Source organism: Pseudomonas sp. SJZ074 (assembly GCF_007828215.1).
Taxonomy (GTDB): Bacteria; Pseudomonadota; Gammaproteobacteria; order Pseudomonadales; family Pseudomonadaceae; genus Aquipseudomonas.
In genome coordinates this window covers 186,708-208,757 of record NZ_VIUE01000007.1, presented here as the reverse complement: position 1 = coordinate 208,757, position 22,050 = coordinate 186,708, and the positions used below count along the sequence as shown (strand labels likewise).

20 protein-coding genes and 1 pseudogene are annotated in these 22,050 nt (G+C 59.5%); 8 read left to right on the top strand and 13 right to left on the bottom strand.

Annotation, left to right across the window (positions count from 1 at the left end):
- Nucleotides 1-184 precede the first annotated feature (184 nt).
- A pseudogene (locus tag FBX99_RS29550) lies at nt 185-304 on the bottom strand (transposase); the annotation flags it as partial.
- Between the two features lie 288 nt (nt 305-592).
- On the opposite strand from FBX99_RS29550, the gene FBX99_RS11375 reads away from it, so the two are divergent.
- On the top strand, nt 593-2,200 hold the full coding sequence (locus FBX99_RS11375) for a methyl-accepting chemotaxis protein (protein ID WP_144930363.1): 1,608 nt from the start codon (nt 593-595) through the stop codon (nt 2,198-2,200).
- Nucleotides 2,201-2,330: 130 nt separating this feature from the next.
- On the opposite strand, the gene FBX99_RS11370 is transcribed toward FBX99_RS11375, so the two are convergent.
- Together FBX99_RS11370 and FBX99_RS11365 are read right to left on the bottom strand one after the other, a co-directional pair.
- On the bottom strand, nt 2,331-3,008 hold the full coding sequence (locus tag FBX99_RS11370; protein ID WP_047699872.1) for an RES family NAD+ phosphorylase: 678 nt from the start codon (nt 3,006-3,008) through the stop codon (nt 2,331-2,333).
- Nucleotides 3,008-3,415 carry an MbcA/ParS/Xre antitoxin family protein gene (locus FBX99_RS11365; protein WP_144930364.1) on the bottom strand — a complete coding sequence of 136 codons (408 nt, stop codon included), beginning with the start codon at nt 3,413-3,415 and terminating at the stop codon, nt 3,008-3,010. Before FBX99_RS11365 ends, FBX99_RS11370 begins: the two co-directional genes overlap by 1 nt.
- Before the next feature lie 351 nt (nt 3,416-3,766).
- Between FBX99_RS11365 and FBX99_RS11360 the strand changes: the two genes are divergently transcribed.
- Nucleotides 3,767-4,693, top strand: coding sequence for a LysR family transcriptional regulator (locus FBX99_RS11360; protein WP_145131614.1), 927 nt, complete (start codon nt 3,767-3,769; stop codon nt 4,691-4,693).
- Here the strand turns inward: FBX99_RS11360 and FBX99_RS11355 are convergent.
- The 10 genes from FBX99_RS11355 to FBX99_RS11310 form a co-directional block, all read right to left on the bottom strand.
- Nucleotides 4,610-4,927 carry an AzlD domain-containing protein gene (locus FBX99_RS11355; protein WP_047699877.1) on the bottom strand — a complete coding sequence of 106 codons (318 nt, stop codon included), beginning with the start codon at nt 4,925-4,927 and terminating at the stop codon, nt 4,610-4,612. The genes FBX99_RS11360 and FBX99_RS11355 overlap by 84 nt on opposite strands.
- On the bottom strand, nt 4,906-5,619 hold the full coding sequence (locus tag FBX99_RS11350) for an AzlC family ABC transporter permease (RefSeq protein ID WP_144930366.1): 714 nt from the start codon (nt 5,617-5,619) through the stop codon (nt 4,906-4,908). The genes FBX99_RS11355 and FBX99_RS11350 overlap by 22 nt, the downstream gene beginning before the upstream one ends.
- Nucleotides 5,616-6,053 carry a GNAT family N-acetyltransferase gene (locus FBX99_RS11345; protein WP_178111900.1) on the bottom strand — a complete coding sequence of 146 codons (438 nt, stop codon included), beginning with the start codon at nt 6,051-6,053 and terminating at the stop codon, nt 5,616-5,618. The genes FBX99_RS11350 and FBX99_RS11345 overlap by 4 nt, the downstream gene beginning before the upstream one ends.
- 13 nt (nt 6,054-6,066) lie before the next feature.
- The gene (locus tag FBX99_RS11340) at nt 6,067-6,813 is read right to left on the bottom strand and encodes a 2OG-Fe dioxygenase family protein (protein ID WP_144930367.1); all 747 of its coding nucleotides are present in this window, start codon (nt 6,811-6,813) and stop codon (nt 6,067-6,069) included.
- Between the two features lie 233 nt (nt 6,814-7,046).
- A complete protein-coding gene (locus tag FBX99_RS11335) occupies nt 7,047-8,333 on the bottom strand; it encodes an OprD family porin (protein ID WP_145131612.1) in 1,287 nt (428 codons plus the stop codon).
- Between the two features lie 239 nt (nt 8,334-8,572).
- The gene (locus FBX99_RS11330; protein ID WP_144930369.1) at nt 8,573-9,247 is read right to left on the bottom strand and encodes a DsbA family protein; all 675 of its coding nucleotides are present in this window, start codon (nt 9,245-9,247) and stop codon (nt 8,573-8,575) included.
- Nucleotides 9,248-9,447: 200 nt separating this feature from the next.
- A complete protein-coding gene (locus tag FBX99_RS11325) occupies nt 9,448-9,648 on the bottom strand; it encodes a hypothetical protein (RefSeq protein WP_047699889.1) in 201 nt (66 codons plus the stop codon).
- Between the two features lie 244 nt (nt 9,649-9,892).
- Entirely contained in the window at nt 9,893-10,999 is a 1,107-nt protein-coding gene (gene aguA / locus FBX99_RS11320) for an agmatine deiminase (RefSeq protein ID WP_145131610.1), read from the bottom strand.
- Between the two features lie 3 nt (nt 11,000-11,002).
- Nucleotides 11,003-11,881 carry an N-carbamoylputrescine amidase gene (gene aguB, locus FBX99_RS11315; protein WP_145131608.1) on the bottom strand — a complete coding sequence of 293 codons (879 nt, stop codon included), beginning with the start codon at nt 11,879-11,881 and terminating at the stop codon, nt 11,003-11,005.
- A gap of 222 nt (nt 11,882-12,103) precedes the next feature.
- Nucleotides 12,104-15,016: an aminotransferase gene (locus tag FBX99_RS11310; protein WP_145131606.1), complete on the bottom strand. Its 2,913-nt coding sequence runs from the start codon at nt 15,014-15,016 to the stop codon at nt 12,104-12,106.
- A 253-nt stretch (nt 15,017-15,269) separates the two neighbouring features.
- On the opposite strand from FBX99_RS11310, the gene rfbB reads away from it, so the two are divergent.
- From rfbB to FBX99_RS11280, 6 genes are all read left to right on the top strand, one after another.
- Nucleotides 15,270-16,352, top strand: coding sequence for a dTDP-glucose 4,6-dehydratase (rfbB, locus tag FBX99_RS11305; RefSeq protein ID WP_144930373.1), 1,083 nt, complete (start codon nt 15,270-15,272; stop codon nt 16,350-16,352).
- Nucleotides 16,349-17,224, top strand: a complete 876-nt coding sequence (rfbA, locus tag FBX99_RS11300; protein ID WP_145131604.1) for a glucose-1-phosphate thymidylyltransferase RfbA — start codon at nt 16,349-16,351, stop codon at nt 17,222-17,224. Before rfbB ends, rfbA begins: the two co-directional genes overlap by 4 nt.
- Nucleotides 17,221-17,766 (top strand): dTDP-4-dehydrorhamnose 3,5-epimerase, encoded by a 546-nt coding sequence (gene rfbC / locus FBX99_RS11295; RefSeq protein WP_144930375.1) that lies wholly within the window; start codon nt 17,221-17,223, stop codon nt 17,764-17,766. Before rfbA ends, rfbC begins: the two co-directional genes overlap by 4 nt.
- Nucleotides 17,763-18,644: a dTDP-4-dehydrorhamnose reductase gene (gene rfbD / locus FBX99_RS11290; RefSeq protein ID WP_144930376.1), complete on the top strand. Its 882-nt coding sequence runs from the start codon at nt 17,763-17,765 to the stop codon at nt 18,642-18,644. Before rfbC ends, rfbD begins: the two co-directional genes overlap by 4 nt.
- 195 nt (nt 18,645-18,839) lie before the next feature.
- A complete protein-coding gene (locus FBX99_RS11285) occupies nt 18,840-20,648 on the top strand; it encodes an ATP-binding protein (protein WP_047699905.1) in 1,809 nt (602 codons plus the stop codon).
- Nucleotides 20,645-22,036 (top strand): sigma-54 dependent transcriptional regulator, encoded by a 1,392-nt coding sequence (locus tag FBX99_RS11280; protein WP_145131602.1) that lies wholly within the window; start codon nt 20,645-20,647, stop codon nt 22,034-22,036. The genes FBX99_RS11285 and FBX99_RS11280 overlap by 4 nt, the downstream gene beginning before the upstream one ends.
- The last annotated feature ends 14 nt before the right edge of the window (nt 22,037-22,050 follow it).

Genomic DNA, 22,050 nt, shown 5'->3' with positions numbered 1-22,050 from the left:
GCAAAGCAGTCTGGTCGGATATGTGCTCGACTCCCTCAGCTCCTCGATCAGGAAAAACGATCGGGATCCGACATCAAGAGAGCCGTAGCCTTTTTAAGATTTCAGCCTCAGTCTCCAGGCGTTTAATCTTGGCTCGCAGTTGTTGAAGCTCTCGCTGTTCGTCGCTGATTGCCTTGGTGCCTGCCACTGGCTGCCGTTTTTCACGCTCTTTGCGAACCTGATCTACCCAGCGGCGCAGAGCCGTAGGGCCAACGTCCATTGACGCACAGACGTCAGGAACTGAGCAGTTATCATCAAGAACCATGCTTGCAGCACGTTGCTTGAACTCGCGGGTGTAGGTCTTTCGCTCTTGCATGGATCCTCCTGATGGGGCGAATCATATCGCCCTTAAGAGGTGTCCGGGATCATTAAGCCAGTTCAGGGCTGCTCCGCACCCCAGCGGGAGCAAGCTCCCTCGCCACAGAGGTTGTGGTGCATTCATCTAATTATTCCCCCCGCCGATACCCCTGGATAACAGCACGCCCCAATCACGAGGCTCCGCTGGCGCTCAACTACACTTGCCCAGAAATCCCCGCTCCAGGAGCAATCGACAATGAAGATCCGCACCAAGATCATAGCTTCGGGGTTGGTCAGCCTTTTCTTTGCTCTTCTACTAGGCGGTATCGGGTTGTGGGGCTATCACTCCATGACCGAGTCCCTGGTGGAGAACGAGACCAGCATTTCCGCCATGCGCAAGCACATGGAGGCGGACATGATGCACGATGCCATTCGTGCCGATGTCTTGGCTGCGCTGGTGGCAACGCCCGGTGACGCTCAGGAGGCCAAGGAGGTGCAGGAGGCGTTTGACGAGCATTCGCAGCGGATGCGCAAGGTGATTGCCGAGAACGCCGAGGCAAGGTTGCCGGAAACAGTCGCCAAAGCCATCGTCGAATTGAAACCACAGGCCGACACCTATATCGATAAAGCCAAGCAGGTGATCGGCAAGGTGCTGGGGGGTGCCAAGGATATACAAGCGCTGCGAACTGAGTTCAATGCAGCGTTTTCGGCGCTGGAGGAGCGCAATGAAGCCGTAAGCGAGCTGATCGAGAACCAGGCCCAGGCTTCTCGCGAGAACCAGGATGACAGCATCCGATCTTCGGGACGCTGGTTGGTCGTGACATTACTGGCCACCTGTGTGGCATTGATACTGTCGTCCTGGAGCCTGCTCAAAGCGGTGCTCACACCGTTGAACAGAATCATCCTCAATACCCAGGCGATTTCCCAAGGCGATCTGCAACGGTCCATGGGGGCGCACGGCAAGGATGAACTGGGGCAATTGCAGGGCGTCATCGAACAGATGCAAGCCAATCTGCGGCAGATGATTGCCACGATCCGCAGTCAGAGCGACGAATTGCACGGCACTTCCCGTACCTTGGGCGACACTGCCAGGCAGATTGTCTCCAGCGCCGATCAACAGGCCCAGAGCGCGACCAGCATGGCGGCGAGCATGGAGCAGATGATGGCGAACATCAGCCAGATCCACCAGCACGCCGACAGCGCGCGGACGATTTCGGCGCAGTCGGAACAACTGGCGAGCAGTGGCGGGCAAGTGATTCTTGGAGTGGTGGAAGGCATGAGCCGCATCGCCGAGGTGGTCAACCAGTCCTCAACCAAGATCACGGCGCTGGACGCTTCGTCCGAAGACATTCATTCCATCATCCAGGTGATCAAGAGCATCGCCGAGCAAACCAACCTGCTGGCGCTCAACGCCGCCATCGAGGCCGCTCGCGCCGGGGAGGCAGGTCGGGGCTTTGCCGTGGTCGCTGATGAAGTGCGTAACCTGGCAGCGCGTACCACCCAGTCCACCCAGGAAATCACCGCGATGATCGAACGCATCCAGACCAGCGCCCGGGATGCCGTTTCCAACATGCAGGCTTGCGTCAGTCGCGTGGATGAAGGGGTGAACCTGGCCCAGCAGGCCGGGGTGTCCATTAGCGAAATCCGTACTGGCGCCCGTCATGCCGCCGAAGTGGTCGAGGAGATATCCCAGACGATTGCCGAACAATCGAAGGCCAGTGATGAGATGGCTCAGCGGGTGGAGGCGATTGCTGCCCAGTCACGGGAAAACACCCTCTCGATTCACCATCTGCAGCAAACGGCCAATCAATTGAACACTGCGGCGGGGTCGATGCAGTCTTCGGTGCAGCAGTTCAAGATCTAAGTTCTCTTTTTGTGGCGAGGGAGCTGGTTCCCGCCTGGGTGCGCAACGCTCATTTGGGGTCGCTAGGCAGCCCAGCGGGAGCAAGCTCCCTCGCCACAAAGCCACTTCTGTTCGATTTTTTGTTTCCGAATCACACCTGACTCACCTCGAACACAAACGAAATCTCCCGCTTCTGGGCACTCCAGACATACCGGATATGCTTGCCCTGCACCGGAATCGAAACCGCCGGCGGGCGAAATGCGGCGACGCATTCGTGACCAGGCAGGCGGACGCTGTTATAGAGCAGGCCCCAGGACAATGTTTCACGCAGTTGCCGGGCGAATACCTGGGACGGGCCATAGGCAGTGGGGTCCGGGTCGTGGAGGTGGGGATAATCGTGGCGGATGTCGTGCAAGGGCTTGATGACTTGGTTGACGTAGGTGCGCATGGTCAACTCCAGGTCCGGCTCGTTGGTCGCTCCGAGAAAGCGCGCCTGGTGATAGCAGGTTTCGGCGATAGCGGCTTCCTGGCTGCTGGCGGCATAGTAGACGCCAAAGGTACCGTCGCTGAAACGGCTGCTTTTGCCGATATGCGTGAACGCCGCCATCACCGGCGAAGATCCAGGTCCGGAAACCCGATCTTCGGGGCGTACCCGTGACAGCACCCCGGCCTCTTCCATCAATCGATCATTGGTCAGCGCTTCCAGGGCATAGGCCGTGGGCAGATCCTCGGGATCGAGTACATCTTCGAACAGCGTGATCGGCGGGAAGCTGCTGTTGACGATCCGATAGGCACGCTTCCATTGCGGGTCCGTCAGAGGTGGCGTCATCAGCCGCGTACTCCGTCGAGATAGCGCCTAACATCGGCGATATCCACTACCCGCCCGGCCAGCATGTAGGACAGCGCCGATTGGCCGTTGAACGGCGCAGCGGTGTTGGGGCTGCTGACCCATTGATAGGCCCGGTCCCGGCTGTTGCTGAAGATGATGCTCAGCGCCTTGTGAATGCCCATGAGGTAGGAGATGCGCTCAAGCGTGTCGCGAGGCAACCTGATGTTGGAGGGTAATTGTTTGTACTTGTAGAAGGTGGTGTTCCCCACCTTACCCAATAACGTGCGCTGTTGCTCGACGCTGCAGCCCCACAACTCCATGAGGTTGAAGAAGAACTTCAAGGCGATTCGACCCGCGTCCGGGGAATCCAGTTGCTGTGCGTTGAGGGTGATGGAGGAAGTAGCCATGGGATCTGGGCTCCTTGTGCGGGTGATGTGTAGAGGATAATACACATACGGATATAAATTAAGTTTTAATTCGAAAATGAATTATCAAAGCTGAGATCAAGTCCGGGTCCATCAGATTTTGTCACTTATCCGTCTGGCATCAGCCCTGACAAAAAGAATTACACAAGCCAACACCCGCCAAACCAGCAAAAAAACAGAATCCCACATAAGCTCCAACCAGCACCTACCAGAGCTTTTCACCACAAAACCGCGACAACCGTGGCAAGCTGCACGATGATAGCCACACGCACAGCCTGACCCGGGCCAGGTGCACAACAATAGCGAGCCCACTTAAGCAGAGGGCATTACCTCATGGATAGCAGAACCCTACGCAACCTCATGCGCATCGTGCAGACCGGCTCGTTGTCGGCGGCGGCGGAACATTCGTGTCTCACGGTGCAGGCATTGGCGGCGCAGTTGAACAAGGTCGAGGAGCAATTCGGCTTCCGGTTGTTCAGGCGTTCGAACAAGGGCCTGACGTTGACGAGCCAAGGCTCGGAACTGACCCCTTTCATGGATCAGGTGCTGGTGGCCACACGGCAGCTCGAAGAAAAAGTCATGGCGCTCAAAAAGCCCCGGCAGCGCACGCTGAAGATGGCGCTCAATACCACTCTGCCGGCGGAATTCAACCGGCGGATGATCGATCGGTTGATAGCCGTTTTCCCCCAGTATCAGCTGGAATTCAGTTACGCCGAATCAATGGAGAACCTGAGTAAACTCAAGAACGAAGGCTTTGACCTGGCCATCCTGATCGGGGCGCAGCAGAGCGGCTTTTCCAGCATCGCGATGCCTGATGTGCAGGTGCGGGTGGTGGGCGCCCATTGCGGCAATGAGGGCGATTCCCTCGGTTTGCTCGGAGACAGGTTTCAGGTACGCCCCGCAGAAGAGTGTCCGTACTCCCACAGCTTCCTCCGTTTTCTCGATGCAGGTCTGAGAGAGTACGGTTCGAGTCAGCGGATGGTGTATTCCTGCAGCGAAACGCTGACGTTGTCGTTGATCACCCAACTCGATGGCCTGGGGCTGGTGTCCCGGGATGCGGCACTGCGCAACGGCCTGACGATTTTCCCAGACTTCGAGGACTCTCTCGAGGTACGCCTGGTAGTGAACAATCCCGAATTGTCCGGCGAAGCGCTGCACGACGTGGTGGACCTGGCACTACAGGAACGAACCGAGCGCGATATACGCCGCCGTACCCACCGCCACACTGAGAAACAGGTTACGGCTGAAATACGCACATAACAGCGTCGGAATTGCGGCGTAGAACTCCGGGCGGTCAAGCTGTATCTGCTGATCCTTGATCAACAAGGGGGTAAGGCTGATGGCAGCGACGATCGCCACCGGCAGGTATTCCAGAGCGCGGGCAATGAAAGGCGGCCAGTGTTCCGTGTTGACCTGCAACGGCAAGGCACGGGGCAGGAAGGTTACGGCCATCATCAGGACCACCACCAGGATCAGGAACGTTTGGTCAGGCATACGCCCACTCCGCAGCCAACGAACGTGGCGATAAAGACGTTGAATGGCGAAGTGCCCAACAGGCTTAACACGCCCATGCAGACGACGGCCGCCAGGGCTGCGATCAGCTTGTTACGGGTATTGCACAGCGAAACCAGCACGTAGAGCATCATCGCGGTCAAGGCATAGTCGAGCTGGTACTTGATCAGGTGCGCGGCATATTGCGCGCACACGGCGCCCAACAAGCCGCCGAGCACCCACGAGGTATGGCAGAACAGGTTGAAGCCGATCAGATAGCGCACACTCACCGGCGCCCCGCTGCCCAGCTTGACGCTGTGAAAAGCGAACGACTCGTCCGTAAGCCCGGATGCATAGCACCAGCGCTCAAAGCGACTGAGCCCCAATGTACGCAAGGCCTTGGCCATGTAGACCGACATCAGCATGTGTCGCGCATTGATCAGGAATGTAGTAAGCACGATGGTGGTCAGCGACGCCCCGCTGGAAATCAGCGCCAACGCCGCGAACTGCGACGCACCCGCGTAGACGAACAGGCACATCGCTACCGGCAGCCACAAGGGCAACCCGGCGTTGACCGCCATCAGACCGAACACAAACGAAACCGTAAAATAACCCGCGACCACCGGGCTGGCTTCGGCGAAGGTGCGCGAGGCTTGTGGTTCGACCACCAGCGGCTGGCTGGAAGTCTTGCTCATAGATCCCTCTCGAAAGTGATTTCACCCCGCGGTTCACAGAACCCCTGGGCTGCCCAGAAACGCTTGCCGGCCAGGTTGGCATCGTCGACGAACAGGAACATGCGCAGCACGCCCACCCGTTTCATGTCGGCGGATGCCGCTTCCACCAGGCGCTGGCCCAGCCCCCGGGTGCGATGCCTTGGGCTGACCGCCAGGTGATTGATGGTGCCACGGGTACCCAGCATACCGCCAATCACCGCGCCTACCACACAACCACTGGTATCGATAGCCAGGTAAGCCGTGGTGGTTTCCTGCAATAACACCCCCCGCAGGAACCGCGCATCCTGCCATTCGCAGAACGAGACTTCGTCGAAACCGCGAAAAAACCGCTCCATGCGTTCGGCATCCCTGACCATCGCCCGGCGCAACAGGACCTGCTGCTCCGGGTCGTCCATGGGTACCAACTGTTCAGCGAACAATGTCAAAAGCGGTCCCGGGCCGCGAGAAAGAAATTGCCAGGATCTGCCTGAACGCCATTTCATGGCTGTGGATATTACGGGCCGGGGTCACATAGTGACGCATGTCGCGGTCGAGGAAGAATGTCGTATCGAGGATGTCCTCGTAGGTAATCGCCGCCAATTGTTCTTCCTGAGGGGTATACAACCGGCTCTCCGCGCCCGCCACGTTGTGACGGCCCCAGAAATGCACGCCGCTGAACGGGTAGCCGTCGCAGTGAATGCCTTCGGGCGTGATTTCCAGTTGTTTGCCCGGTTTGATCTCGATGCGGATCTGATGGATCTGGCACTGCCAGATTTCATCGTGCAGCTCCTGCGGCAGGACGTTCTTGTAGACCTCGAAGTCCGTGTCGATCAGGCTGCGCATCACCGGGGAGTTGATCACTTCGTTGGAGAAATCCTGGAAGTGCCGCTCCAGACCGCCGACGTAGCTGTTGTTGGCCTTGGACTGGATATAGGCCCGATGTTCGAGCTGCTTGAGCTCGCGGGTCTGGGGGTTGTATTCGAAGTCGCTGTAACGGCGAAAACGCATGCCTGACTCGGCCTGGCCGTAATAGCTGTCGGGTTCCATGTTGTCCCAGCTTTTGGTCAGCCGGACAAAGTCACCGAAATGACCGTAGAGATTGAAGTCTCCACCGCGGACGTTAACGTATTTGTCACGTCGTAGCGCTTCGCCCACTTCCCTGTTCAGAACGATCATTTTTATTAGGTCTCCACTGCATTGAGCGGCCTAATCTAGTAGGTGCAGAATTTCCGTCCATGAAAAAGAATTTGAGTCACTTCAAGTCGCACTTGAAACGAAGGATGAAGGACCATCCGTGCGCTTTTTTATCGGGAAAACAGACGGCTAGAGCAATATCTCCGACGCCAAAAGCCAAAAAACCCCGAATGTGGATTCGAGGTTTTTTCCGGCTCAGTTAATGTGATCAGGCATCAGAAGACGTTGATCGGGTAATCCACGAACACTCGCAGCTCGTTGCCGCTGACGTTGTACTCGCTGGATTTCTGCGAAACACGCAGAATAGAACTACGCAACCTCACGCTGAGATCCTTGGCCGGGCCGTTCTGGACCACGTATTTGAGCTGGTTGAAGATCTCGCGCTCGGTGCCGCCTTCGCTGGTTGAAGTGGTGATGTTATCGCCACGCACATAAGCGACGTTATAGGTCAGGCCGGGAACGCCGAATGTGCTGAAGTCCAGGCCGTAGCCCAGTTGCCAGCTGCGTTCGTCTTCCGCGTTGAAGTCGGACCAGTAGGAGTTGGCCAGATAGATCGTATTACCACCGTCCCCTACCCGATTCTGTTCACGCTGATAGCCACCATAGGCATAGCCCAGATTGCTGTCGCCGGTGCTGCGCTGATGAGCGAGTGTGAAGCTGTGCGGCCCGGTGGCGAAGGTCGCGGCCAGGCTCCAGATCTTGTTATCGTCGCCGGTGACGTTGTTCTCACGAACGTAGTCGTTGTCGAGCTTGGTGCGGTAACCGTTGAAGTCCAGCGTCAGAGACTGATCCTTGGCCAGCGGGAACACATAGTTGGCGTTGACGTATTGCTTCTTCAGCACATCTTCGACATCCGAAGCGTAGAGCGAAGCCTTGAACTGCTCGGTGAACTGATAGCTGCCGCCCAATACGTTGATCGACTTCAGCCCACCGCTGTCGCGGCCTTCGGCACTCTTGCGCGATTCGGCGGTGAAACGACCGGCGTTCAGTTCCAGGCCCTTGATTTCTTTGGATGTGATCAGCGTGCCGGTATAGCTTTCCGGCAGCAGCCGCGAGTTGTCATAACTCAACACCGGCAAGGCCGGCATCTGGTCGCCATAGGCCAATACCGTGTTGGAAACTCGGAACTTCACCGCTGCACCGAACCTGGACAGATCATCCGCCGCGTTACCACTGTCGCCTTGCTTGAAGAAGTCGATGCCGCCCGCACCGCTGCGGCCTTTGCCGCCATCCAGACGCAACGCGTACAGGCCGAAGGCGTCTACCCCTACACCGACGGTGCCTTGGGTGAAACCGGACGAGAACGTGCCAATGGCCGCCTGTCCCCATTCTGCCTTGTCCTGGTTGCCATCTTTGTAGTCACGGTTGATATAGGCGTTGCGCAACAGCACTTTCAGGCTGCTGTCTTCAACGAAACCCTTGGACTCGGACTGGTCGCTGGCCAAGGCGTGTGTCGTGCTCAAAATCCCCAGTGCGATCAAACCGATGCGCGTGTTCAACATGATTATTTTCCTTGTATGGGTTGATACGCACTGCGACCGGCAGCCGAAATGGCGCTTTTTGCGCTCTTTTTCGGACTCTTGCCCCTGAAATAATAAAAAGGCCCGCCCACGAGTGATCGTGTCGGGCCTTTTTATTATTTAAGAATCATGGCTGTTAGCCACAGGCGTAGGACGAATCCTAGCCGTGCCGCCAAGAATGTGTCAATTTCGTGAATCGTCTTTGATCAGGCGAAAAACGTCTAAGAACCCGAACATCCATCGAGACTGCAAAGCGGTGTCGCAGAAGAGGTCTGCGCCGGCAGGGACAGATTCAACCATTCGACGAATGCCTCGGGCTTGCCAAGCCAAGGACCGATGTCCACTCGCGTGAACTGCCCATCTTGTTGCAGAGCCAGGGTTGGAAAGCCCTGGCCACCGACCTTGGCCAGCAAGGCGCGACTGGCGTTGATATGGGTTTCTACATCGACAGCGGTGAACGCCGACTGGAATGCCTCGGCTTCCAGCCCGATGGCCTGGGCCAACTCCAGCAGCACTGTTTCATCGGCAATTCTCCGGCCTTCGACGTAGTGTGCGGTTTGCAAACGCTCCAACAAGTCCAGCCCCCGACCACCCACCTGTTCGGCAGCGAGAACCGCCGCGATGGGTGGCGCCGAATCGAATACCGCCCGCTCGTCCCGCAACAGTCCTTCGAAATAGGCCTCGCCAAACGGCTGCCCGGTGTACTCGGCGATCCGCCGGTCATGGGGCATCACGTAATTGCGCAACTGGAGTGAGACCGGTTGGCGATGGGTACCGGTCATCATTCCGCCGCCATGGGCGATCACCGGCAACACCGCACGGGCGGCTTGCACCAGCGGTTTGGCACCGTAGCACCAGCCGCATAGTGGGTCGTAGATGTAATGAAGGATGCTCATGGAAATTCCGCTGCCTTAAGGACTAATAACGGCAGCGTAGCCTCAGGAATCCCGCGGAAAAACGTCGAAATGACTTTCAGTCTGTTTCGCGAATCGGTCAAATGCCGGGCCTCCCTGTGGGATGTTTCAGTCTCTAGTCCGAGGATATAAAAAAAGCGCTGCCATCCCGGCCAGCGCTGTTTTATCAATCCATCGAATTCTTATCCTTGCATGACATCCCACAACGCTTCCAGCTCCGCCTCGCTGAACAGTCCAGCGGGGTAGCGCTCCATGATCAACCGACGCGGATCAGGTTCTCTGATCTGACGCGTACCGTTGGACTTCAACCACTGAGCCAGGGCTTGAAGCGACTCACCATTAACGGTCAAGGGATGGCATGTGCGCTCGCTTATCATATTCATTCCAGCGCCCTCTCCTGGTCGATGAGCGGCCAATTTATCCAAGGTTTATTACAAAACAACTCAGCTCCGCTCTTCGGAACTGCTGGAATGCAGATACAAGAGCTATGCCAATGTATCCGGCGTCGCCATCAAACGGGCACAAAAAAGCCCGCACCCCAATCGGGCTGCGGGCTCGCTTGAATGGATCCAAAAACACCGCCGCAGAGCCACCGCGATCAATGTCATTTGGCTGTTACATCGCCACTCATTTTGTGTACGGCGCCGGTTGCTGTTGAGTAAGGCAATGGATATTCCCGCCTCCCAGTAACAGTTCGCGACCTGGCACCATGACCACTTCGTGCTGTGGAAACAGGTTCTGCAGAATCTCCCTGGCCGTGGCATCCAACGGATCGTCGAAGCTTGGCGCGATGATGCCACCGTTGACGATCAGGAAGTTGACGTAGGAACCGGCCAGTCGCACGCTCGGATTGCGCTCCTGGGAACCTTCCACCGCATCCACACCGGCGCATTCCGCCTCGGTGGCATACAACGGTCCCGGAATCGGCATCTTGTGCACCACGAACGTGCGCCCCTTGGCGTCGGTGCTGTTTTGCAACACGTCCATCGCGGCGTGGCAGCGCGCATAGTTCGGATCCTGTGGATCGTCAGTCCAGGCAAGTAGAACTTCGCGAGGACGCACGTAGCAGCAGAAGTTATCCACATGGCCGTCAGTTTCGTCGTTGAACAAGCCGTCCGGCAGCCAGATGATCTTGTCCACCGCCAATTGGGCGCTGAGCACCGCCTCGATCTCCTCGCGACCCAAGTGCGGGTTACGGTTGCGATTGAGCAGGCATTCCTCGGTAGTGATCACGGTGCCTTCACCATCGACATGGATCGAACCGCCCTCGAGCACGAAACCTTCAGTGCGGTAACGCGGGCTGCGCTCGATCTCGAGGATCTTGCTGGCTATTTGCGAGTCCCGGTTCCACGGTGAGTACAGCCCGTCGTCAAAACCGCCCCAGGCGTTGAAATCCCAGTCGACACCGCGTACTTCGCCATGGTCATTGATGACGAATGTCGGGCCGGTGTCCCGGACCCAGGCGTCGTCGCTGGACATCTCCACCAAGCGGATATTCGGTATGTCGAGGCGCGCCCGGGCGTTTTCATATTGAGCCGCAGACACCGCCACGGTCACGGGTTCAAAACGAGCGATGGCCTTGGCGACCGCTACGTGGGCAGCCTGCGCGGGCTTGCCGCCCAGGCGCCAGTTGTCCGGGCGCTCGGGCCAGATCATCCAGACCTGGGTCTGGGTTGCCCACTCGGCAGGCATGTAAAAACCATCCGCGCGGGGGGTACTGTGCAACGTAGTCATGAATCAGGACTCCAGTGAGCCATCGAGGGTTTTGATCGCGCCATACAGGTTCGGACGGCGATCCCGGAAAATGCCCCAGGCACTGCGAATGCGCTCCAGCTCGTCAAGATCGAAACTGTGTACCAATACACCTTCCTCGGTTTCGTTCAACTCCTGGACCTTTTCACCGAACTGATTGGCGATGAACGACGAGCCGTAGAAGGTAATGTCGTAACCGTCCTGTTCCTCATTGCCAATACGATTACTGGCCACCAGCGGCATCATGTTGGCGCCGGCATGGCCTTGTTGCACACGCTGCCAGTGATCCCGGGACGCAATAGCCTTGTCATGCGGCTCGCTGCCGATGGCGGTCGGATAGAACAGTATTTCCGCGCCCTGCAGCGCCATGCTGCGGGCACATTCGGGAAACCACTGATCCCAGCAGATGCCCACGCCGATCTTCGCATAACGGGTATTCCAGACCTTGAAGCCGGTATCACCCGGGTTGAAGTAATACTTCTCATGGTAGCCCGGACCGTCCGGAATGTGGCTCTTGCGGTACACCCCCAGGTTTTGCCCATCGGCGTCGATGATTGCAACGCTGTTGAAACGCGCACGTCCGGCCAGTTCGAAGAAGCTGATCGGCAACACGACCTGCAGCTCTTTCGCCAGCTTCTGGAAATGCTTGATGGCTGCGTTCTCTTCAACCGAGGTCGCCAGCAGCAGGTAGTCCGGATTCGTCTTCTGGCAGAAGTACGGAGTCTCGAACAATTCCTGGATCAGGATAATCTGGGCGCCTTTGGCTGCGGCCTCGCGAACCCGATTTTCAGCGGTCTCGATGTTGGCTTCGAGGTCCCAGGAACAGGCCATCTGGGTGGCGGCGACGGTAACGATACGGCTCATGAATCATCTCCGGGCGATGTGCAGCGGATGACAAAAGAGGATAAAAGCGGGCACGAAGGGATCAAGGCTTCGAGCAACGAAGACTTTATAGCCGATAAAAATCGGACTTTAAAGATAAAAAATTATTTCAGGCAAAAAAAATCGCGAATTTAATCGATAAAAATCGAAAATATTCGCGATCAATCTGCAGAAACAAGCCTGCAGGGAAGCGTCCGTCTCGGATCAGAGACCTTCGTCCAATACCTTCGATAGCATATCGACGAAGAAATCCACGCTCTGACGCGTCGTCACCATCGGTGGCTTGATCTTGAGGATGTTCAGGTAGTCACCGGTGGGTTGCATGAAGATGCCCAACTCCCGAAGGCGGTTGCACAGCGTCGCGGTTTCTTCGGTGGCGGGCTCCAGTGTTTCGCGATTACGGACCAGCTCCAGGCCCAGGTAAAACCCGGAACCATGCACCGCACCGACCAACGGGTACCGGTCCATCAGGGCTTGCAGGCGTGCCTTGAAGTGACCGCCCACTACCCGGGCATTTTCCCAGAGCCCTTCTTCCTCCATGACATCCAGCACCGCGATGCCGATCTGGCAACTGACGGGGCTGCCGCCAGACGACGAGAAGAAATAGCCCTCGGCTTCCAACGCCTCGGCGATTTCCCGGCGGGTGATGACCGCGCCCAGCGGCTGGCCATTCCCCATACCCTTGGCCATGGTAATGATATCCGGTACCACGCCCTGCTCTTCGAAACCCCAGAAAAACTCGCCCATGCGCCCGTAGCCGACCTGTACCTCGTCAGCGATGCACACCCCGCCCCGTTCGCGCACCAGCTCATAGACCTGTTTCAAATAACCAGGTGGCAGCGCGATACCGCCGGCATTGCCGTACACCGGCTCGCAGATGAAACCGGCGAGCTGGCGCTTCTGCTCGGCAATTTTCGCCAGGTTGTGCTCGACACTGCGCACGTAGTCCGGCGCGCTGTCGGGGCCACGGAACTCACCGCGATAAGTGTTGGGAGCGGTCACCGGGTGCACCCAGTCCGGGCGGCTGCTCAGGGCCTTGGGATTGTCGGCGATGGACGTCGAGACCGCATCTGCCGCCACCGACCAGCCATGGTAGGCTTCCAGCACACTGAGCATGTCTCGTCCGCCGCTGTAGGCCCAGGCCAGGCGGATCGCCAGGTCGTTGGCCTCCGTGCCGCTGTTGACCAGGAACACCCGATTCATGTTTGACGGCGCCAGCGACAATAATCGTTCGGAAAATTCGGCAATCGCCGCGTAGTGAAAACGGGAGTTGGTATTGAGCAGCGACCACTGCCGGGCAGCCACGGCCGCCATGCGTGGATGACCGTGGCCCAACACCGCAACGTTATTGAGCATGTCGACGTAGGAGCGCCCCTGCATGTCGATCAGGTGGTTTCGCCAGCCACGTTCGATGCGCGGCGGGTCGACGTAATAATGTTTCTGAGTGCGGGCGAAGCTCGCATCGCGACGGGCCAGCAATGTCTTGGCGTCGACTTCCTCTTGGGCGTCGCAAGCCAGCCCGAGCAATACCGCCGGTGAAGGGCACAATGCCTGCCAGGCCGGGGCTGTGGACGGGGTGCAGAACAGCGGTGGGTTCAGGTGCGCGCCCCGGCACAACTGCACCCGCAACGGGCCAGCCACTTCGCCCAGGACCTGTCCCTTGACCAGCGCAGCCCCGGCATGCAGCGGCGACGCCACACCCCACAGCCGAATGCTCAACTGTGAACTGTCCAGTTGCAGCATGCCGTCGGCGCTCTTGTGCAATACCCCGGCAAACGGCGACTCGAGCGGCGTGCCGTGAGGTACATGCAACTCCACATGCAGCGGGCAGGTTTCAGGCTCCACGGCACTGTCCGGCCGGGTGCGCGACAACCGATACTGGCCGTAGCGGCTGGCGGCCAATCCGTGAACGGTGGCGGCCTCGCTCAGCAGACGCTGGTCGATACCTGGCTGCACCCAGTTGCCGGCCTCGAAATGCGGGCTCAGCACACCCAGGTCGATCAGGGCGAACTCGCGGCCTACCAGGGTCGGCAACAACGGTACGAAGCCTTCACTGCCAATCGGTGGCAGATTCTGGCCAACGGCGCGCAGGATCGCCGCCTCCATCAGCTCGAACGGCACCGAGTGGGCAACCCGGAAGATTTCCCATTCATGCTCCAGGTTGGCGCGGCTGTAGGTGTTGTCCGGGTCGATGGACACTTGTTGTTCGCCACTGAGCACCAACACGGCGGCGCGTTCCACAATCATCGGCCAGAGCGCCAGCAGCTCTTCACGCTGCAACGGGTTCGTCTCGTGATAAGCCTGGACCGCCGGCAGGATGAAGAACGGATCGCCATTGGCGTGGTGCAGCAATGCCGCACAAGTCACCGACAACTCGGTAATGCGCCAGGTGCGGATCAGGTCGCCGAAATCGATGACGCCCTGCAATTGCCACTGGCGCTGGGCATCGCGCTGCCAGACCACATTGTCATCGGTCAGGTCCATGTGGATGGCTTGCACCGGCAGGTGGGCCTTGAGCGGATGCAGGCGTCGCTCGGCCTGTTGCGCAACCTCGGCGATCAGGCCGCGTCGTTGATCGTCCTGGATGACCGGCAGCAGATGGCCGATCAGCGCGTCGGCATGGCGGGCGTCCCATTGCAGGGTGCGCTCCAGGCCCGGATGGTCGAATGCGGCCAGGGCCTGGTCGACTTCCGCACACAAGCGCCCCAGGCCGCTCACCAGCTCCTGGCCCAGATGCTTGAGTTGGGTCAGAGGCTGGCCGTCGATGTATTCCAGCAATCGAACGTGAACCACCTGTCCGTCGACGTCGAGCGTCAACAGATCCTGGCCGTTATTGGCCACAATCACCCGTGGCACTTTTACCGTACCGTGGCTGGCCAGTTGCCCAAGGGCTGCATGCTGGGCCTGGAGCTCTTGGACGGCGTAGTCACCATGGCAAATTTTTAACACAAATCGCCCGCGCTCGCTGTCGACGCGGTAGTTGAGATCCTGCTGGCTGCCAAGGGGTCGCAGGTCACCGCTGAGGCCGTAGTTCAGGCGCAGCAGCACCAGCGCCTGCTTGGCGCTGATCTGTGGACTGGGCAAACTGGCACGATGAACCAACGTAGCGAGTGGCATACAACGACCCCTGATGTGGTTTTTATTGAACACCTATCACGCCATTGAGTTGGAGAATAAGCAACCCCTCTTTGCGGGAAGAAGGATATCCACACCTATTTTTTTGGAGCGACGGGTACTTTTGGCGAGTTTCCCCACCTTGGATTGACCTCCCGATTCGGGACATTCCTGGAACATCCCGCTTGCACCGTCATCCGCATGTCGACAAGCTATGCTCCATATTTTGTCGTCTCATGGAAAAAGGCTTAACCGGATGCGCATTCTCATCACTGGTGGTGCCGGCTTCATCGGCTCGGCCCTCGTACGGCATTTGATCCTTGATACCGAACACCAGATCCTGAACCTCGATAAATTGACGTACGCTGGCAATCTCGAATCGCTGAGCAGCGTCGATCACGACAGTCGTTATGAATTCGTACAAGCCGATATCGTCGATCAAGCCACAGTCAGTGCCGTGCTGGCGCGGTTCAAGCCTGATGCGATCATGCATCTTGCAGCAGAGTCCCATGTAGACCGTTCCATTGATGGCCCGGCGGACTTCATCCAGACCAATATCGTAGGCACTTATAGCCTCCTGGAAGCTACCCGCGCCTATTGGCAAACCTTGCCAGAGGCCCAGAAACAAGCGTTTCGTTTCCACCATATTTCTACCGACGAAGTGTACGGTGACCTGCACGGCGTCGATGACCTGTTCACCGAAACCACCCCGTATGCACCCAGTTCCCCTTATTCCGCCAGCAAGGCAGCGTCCGACCATCTGGTTCGTGCCTGGCAGCGCACCTACGGCTTGCCCGTGCTACTGACCAACTGCTCCAACAACTATGGGCCGTTCCACTTCCCCGAAAAGCTGATTCCGTTGGTGATCCTCAACGCCTTGGCCGGCAAACCATTGCCGGTGTACGGCGACGGACAACAGGTGCGGGATTGGCTGTATGTCGAAGACCATGCCCGGGCCCTGCTGAAAGTCGTCACCGAAGGCGTGGTCGGAGAGACCTACAATATTGGCGGCCACAATGAGCAGAAGAACATCGATGTCGTACGCAGCATCTGCGCGTTGCTCGAAGAACTGGCGCCCGACAAACCCGAAGGGATCGGGCGCTATGTCGACCTGATCACTTTCGTCAGGGACCGCCCCGGCCACGACCTGCGTTATGCCATCGATGCCGGCAAGATCGAACGGGAACTGGGCTGGACGCCCAGGGAAACCTTCGACACGGGCCTGCGCAAAACCGTGCAGTGGTACCTTGAGAATCTCCAGTGGTGCCGACGTGTCCAGGACGGCAGCTATCAGGGCGAGCGCCTCGGCTCGCTCGATGAAAAGGAATCGATTGCATGATGAAAGGCATTGTTCTGGCCGGTGGTTCCGGCACACGACTGCACCCGATTACCCTCGGGGTTTCCAAGCAACTGCTTCCGGTGTACGACAAACCGATGATCTACTACCCGATCTCGGTACTGATGCTTGCGGGTATCAAGAACATCCTGGTGATCTCCACCCCACAGGATCTGCCGCAATACCGCAACCTGCTGGGCGATGGCAGCCAATTCGGCGTGCAGATCAGTTACGCCGAACAACCATCACCCGATGGCCTGGCCCAGGCATTCCTGATCGGCGAACAGTTCATTGGCAGCGATCCGGTGTGCCTGATCCTGGGCGACAACATTTTCCACGGACAGTACTTCGGTGAACAATTGCAGACCGCTGTCAATCGGCCGCAAGGTGCGACCGTCTTCGGCTACTGGGTCAAGGATCCGGAGCGTTTTGGCGTGATCGACTTCGACGCCGAAGGCCATGCCCTTTCCATTGAAGAAAAACCCGCCGAGCCCAAATCCAGCTATGCGGTCACCGGTCTGTATTTCTACGATAACGACGTGATCCAGATCGCCAAGGCGATAAAGCCTTCCAAACGCGGCGAACTGGAGATCACCGACGTCAACAACGCTTATCTGCAACGCGGCGACCTGCATGTGGAGCGATTCGGTCGCGGTTTCGCCTGGCTGGACACCGGCACCCACGACAGTCTGCTGGAAGCCTCGCAATACGTGCAGACCATTGAACATCGCCAAGGCTTGAAAGTGGCGTGCCTGGAAGAAATTGCCTACCAACAGGGTTGGGTCAGCCGCGAACACATTCTTGAACGCGCCGAGTACTTCGGCAAGACCGGTTACGGCCAGTACCTGTTCAAGATCGCCGGAGAATCACGTTGAACGTCATCGCCACCCGACTGCCGGACGTCCTGATCATCGAGCCAAAAGTCTTCGGCGACGACCGCGGCTTTTTCTACGAAAGCTTCAATGCCCGCGCGTTCGCCGAGGCCACTGGTTGCGACCTGCAGTTCGTCCAGGACAACCACTCACGCTCGACCAAAGGTGTGCTGCGGGGCCTGCATTATCAGATCGAACAGGCCCAGGGAAAGCTCGTGCGTGTCATCGCCGGCGAAGTGCTGGACGTGGCTGTGGACATTCGCCGCAGCTCGCCCACTTTCGGCCAGTGGGAGAGTGTGCGTCTGTCGGCGCAGAACCAGCGGCAGCTGTGGATTCCGCCAGGCTTCGCCCACGGTTTCATGGTACTGAGCGAGTCAGCGGATTTTCTCTATAAAACCACCGATTACTATGCGCCCATGGCCGAACGCTGCATCCGTTGGGACGATCCGGACCTGGCCATCGACTGGGAGCTGGAGGGCGCGCCCACCCTCTCGTCCAAGGACCAGAACGGCAAGTTTCTGCATGAGGCCGACCTGTTCCCATGAGTGCGCCCTTGCGAATCCTGATCATCGGCAAGAACGGCCAGGTGTCCCGGGCGCTCCAATCGCGCCTGACCGACGCCGGTGAGCTGATCGTGCGCGGCAGCGATCAGCTCGACCTGGCGCGACCGGATCAGCTGCGCTTGCACATAGATGCCCTGCACCCCGATCTGATCATCAACGCCGCCGCACATACAGCCGTCGACCAGGCCGAGAGCGAGCCGGAACTGGCCTTTGCCATCAACGCCAGCGCACCGGGGATCCTGGCCCTCGCAGCAAATGAGCTGGGCGTCCCGCTGATCCACTACTCCACCGATTATGTCTTCGATGGCCGCAAGCCACAGCCCTACACAGAGGACGACACACCCAACCCGCTGAGTGTCTACGGACGCAGCAAACTGGCCGGCGAGGATGCCATCTACCAAGCCGGCGGCCAGTACCTGATATTGCGCACCAGCTGGGTGTATTCGACCGAAGGCCGCAACTTTCTCCTGACCATGCAGCGTCTGCTCCAGGAAAAACCGCACCTGCGGGTGGTAGCCGACCAGGTCGGAGCCCCGACTTGGGCTGGAACCATTGCCGACAGTACCGCCAGGCTTATCGAGCGCTGGATGACGGGGCGGGGCGGCGCCTGGGGCACTTATCACCTGACGGCCCAAGGCGAGACATCCTGGTTCGGTTTTGCCCAGGCCATCGGTGAACAATTGGTTGGGCAACACAAGCCTTGTGCGGTCATTGAGCCCATCCCGTCCAGCGAATACCCGACGCCAGCACCGCGGCCGCTGAACTCGCGCCTGGATTGCACCCGCCTGTTCCGGGAATGGGGGGTGAGCCAGCCAGACTGGCGAAGCGCGTTGCAGCAGTGCCTTGCCGAGCGACACTAGTGTCCGGTCTCGGAAATAAGCTGTTCATTTTTGGCGGTGTCTTGGGTGCCCGGCCGGCGTTGCCACTCCTCGCCATAGCCCTGCTATGACTCGTCGCGGCGCCTTGGCCGAACACCCAAGCCACTCGCCAAAAAAGAACGTATTTCCGAGACAGGACACTAGGCATAATGCGCTTGTTCCTACAGGCGCACGCTCATGAACTCCACCCTTCCCCGCAGACCCCGTTGGCGCAGCCTGGCCTTGCTTGCACTGTGCCTGGCACCGTTGCTATGGCCGCTGGAGCATCTGGCCGAGCGCTATTACCGCAGCGAATTGGCCGGGCAGAATCGCCAGACACTGGACCTTTACGTCGCCAACCTGCTGGGCACGTTGCACCGCTATGAGGTCTTGCCGCAGATTCTCGGTGACCTGCCGGCACTGCGCGCGACGCTATCCGCCCCGGACGATGAATTCACCCAAAGCAACGCCAACCAGCTTCTGAAAAAAATCAGCACCCAGACCGGTGCCGAGGTGATGTACCTGATGGACGCCACCGGCAAGACGCTGGCGGCCTCGAACTGGGACAAGCATGACAGTTTCGTCGGGCGCAATTTCGCCTTCCGGCCGTACTACATCGAAGCCATGGCCGGGCGTCTGGGGCGCTTCTTCGGCCTGGGAACTACGTCGGCCAAGCGTGGTTATTTCTTCGCCGCCGCCGTGCGTGAGCGCGACCGTGTCATCGGTGTGCTGGTGGTCAAGGTCGACCTGGACCATACCGAAAGCCTGTGGGGCAAAACCCCGGAACAGTTGCTGGTGACCGATCATAACGGGGTGGTCATCCTGACTTCCCGGCAGGAATGGCGATTTCGCTCGACCCGCCCGTTAAGCGACGAGGAACATAGCGCAATCAGCGCCGTGCAACCCTACCCGACTCGCGATCCGAAACCGCTGAATCTGGATCCACAGGCCTGGCTGACCCAGACCCAGACCATCGAAGAAACGGGATGGAGCGTGAGCATCCTCGCTCCACGCACCCTGATCGACAGGCCCGTGCGTACCGTCGTCGCCACTGGCGGTGCAGCGCTGCTGGTCTTGATGCTGTTGCTCGGCTTGATGATGCAACGCAGGCGCCATTACCTGGACCGGATCGCTTTCGAAGGCAAGGCGCGCCACGAGCTGGAAGGCCGGGTGGCCGAGCGCACCAGCGATCTGGAAGGCCTGAACCGGCGCCTGAAACAGGAAGTCCTGGAGCGCGAGCAGGCGCAACAGGAGCTGGTCCGCGCCCAGGATGACCTGGTGCAGGCCGGCAAGCTGTCGGCATTGGGCACCATGTCGGCCAGCATCAGCCATGAACTCAACCAGCCGCTGGCGGCGATTCGCAGCTATGCGGAAAACGCCGAAATATTGCTCGACCATCAGCGCACCGAGGACGCCAGGGGCAACCTCAAACTGATCAATGAACTGACCGGACGCATGGCGTCGATCATCGCTCACCTGCGGGCCTTCGCCCGCCGCGACCGTCATGCACCGGAAAGCGTCGCCCTGCAACCGGCCCTGGACGATGCCCTGGCGCTGCTCGCCAAGCGTCGGCGCAGCATGGAGGTGGAGCTGATCCGCGACCTGCCGGCAGCCACGCTGTGGGTAGAGGCCGGCGAAACCCGCTTGCGCCAGGTGCTCGGCAACCTGCTGGCCAACGCCCTCGATGCCCTGACCGAAAAAGGCCCTCCGCGCAAACTCTGGCTCAGTGCCCAGGCCACCGAAACCGGCGTCAACCTGTACATCCGCGATAACGGCCCGGGCTTTTGCATGGAAGCCCTGGGCCGTGCCGGCGAACCCTTCTACACCACCAAGACCCGTACCCAGGGCCTGGGGCTGGGGCTGGCGATCTGCGACACCCTGATGCGCGCCTTCGGTGGAGAACTGTCGTTCGCCAACCACAAGGAAGGCGGCGCCCTGATCACCCTCAAGCTGCGCGCCGGCGCGCCTGGGGTAAGCTTGCAACCGTCCGAGGACCGTAGCGTATGACCATCGATAACCGGATTGAGGTGGTGCTGATCGACGACGATCCCCACCTGCGTCAGGCCTTGAGCCAGACCCTCGACCTGGCCGGCCTGAATATCCTGTCCCTGGCCGAGGCCAAGGGCTTCGCTGGGCAACTGCCCCGTGACTGGCCGGGTGTGGTGGTCAGCGACATTCGCATGCCGGGCATCGACGGCCTCGAACTGCTGACTCAACTCCACGCCCAGGACCCGGAGCTGCCGGTGCTGCTGATCACCGGCCACGGTGATGTGCCGCTGGCGGTCCAGGCGATGCGCGCCGGTGCCTATGACTTCCTGGAAAAACCTTTCGCCAGCGATCACCTGCTCGACAGCGTACGCCGGGCCCTGGCCCTGCGCCGCCTGGTGCTGGACAACCGCAGCCTGCGCCTGGCCCTCAGCGACCGTCATGAGCTCAGCGCCCGCCTGGTCGGCCAGTCCGCACCGATGCTGCGTCTGCGCGAACAGATCGGCGCATTGGCGGCCACCCGCGCCGACGTGCTGATCCTCGGTGAAACCGGCGCCGGCAAGGAAGTGGTGGCCCGTGCGCTGCATGACCTTTCGGGCCGGCGCAACGGCCCATTCGTGGCGATCAACGCCGGGGCCCTGGCCGAATCAGTGGTGGAAAGCGAACTGTTCGGCCACGAACCCGGGGCCTTCACCGGCGCGCAGAAACGTCGCATCGGCAAGTTCGAGTTCGCCAATGGCGGCACACTGTTCCTCGATGAAATCGAAAGCATGAGCCTGGACGTCCAGGTCAAGCTGCTACGGCTGCTGCAGGAGCGCGTGGTGGAGCGACTGGGGGGCAATCAACAGATCCCGCTGGACATCCGCGTCATCGCCGCCACCAAGGAAGACTTGCGCCAGGCGGCCGACCAGGGACGCTTTCGGGCCGACCTGTATTACCGCCTGAATGTAGCCCCATTGCGTATCCCGCCATTGCGCGAACGAGGCGAGGACGCGCTGATGCTGTTCCAGCACTTCGCCGACGAAGCCAGTGCGCGCCATGGCCTGCCACCCCATGAACTGCAACCGGCACAACGGGCGCTGCTGCTGCGCCACAGCTGGCCGGGCAACGTCCGGGAGTTGCAGAACGCCGCCGAACGCTTTGCCCTGGGCCTGGAACTGGCCCTGGACAATGGCGTGCCGGAAGGCACGCCCGGCACACCGGTAAAGATCGTCAGCGGCGGCCTGAGCGAGCAGGTCGAGAATTTCGAGAGAACCCTCATCGCCGCCGAGCTGGCCCGCCCCCACAGTTCGGTACGCAGCCTCGCCGAAGCCTTGGGCATTCCGCGCAAGACCCTGCACGACAAATTACGCAAGCATGGGCTGACATTCGGCGACAGCAGTTCTGGCGCGGCCGATGACTCCGATTGAGTTATCGTTGCCCT